Below are 356 nucleotides of genomic sequence, written 5' to 3' on the forward strand. Positions count from 1 at the left end.
TGAGCGGGCGCGCCTGAGATGCCGCGGAAGCGCGGGCCGAGAAAGTTGCCTCTCCGACCCAACAGTTCGGCCATGCTGGTGCGTTAGGTGTCCGAGAGGGGACCGGCCATGGACGAATCAGCGTTCAGCGACTACGTGGCGGCGCGGCGACCACAGCTGTTCCGCACCGCGTGCCTGCTGTGTGGGGATCCGCATCGTGCGGAGGACGTGGTCCAGGACGCGCTGACGCGGCTGTACGCGGCCTGGGACCGGGTCGTGCGGATGGACAACATCGACGGCTACGTGCGCCGCATCATCGTGAACGCCCACTACAGCGACCGGCGCCGGCCGTGGCGTCGCGAGCGGGTCTCGGAGCC

General features: G+C 69.4%; 1 protein-coding gene. It reads left to right on the forward strand.

Annotated features, from left to right (window positions below; translation table 11 throughout):
* Positions 1-108 precede the first annotated feature (108 nt).
* The coding region (locus tag EKO23_RS24925; RefSeq protein WP_281281006.1) for a sigma factor at positions 109-356 on the forward strand (248 nt) is incomplete at its 3' end.

Origin of the sequence: Nocardioides guangzhouensis (genome assembly GCF_004519545.1) — a bacterium.
Taxonomy (GTDB): Bacteria; Actinomycetota; Actinomycetes; order Propionibacteriales; family Nocardioidaceae; genus Nocardioides; species Nocardioides guangzhouensis.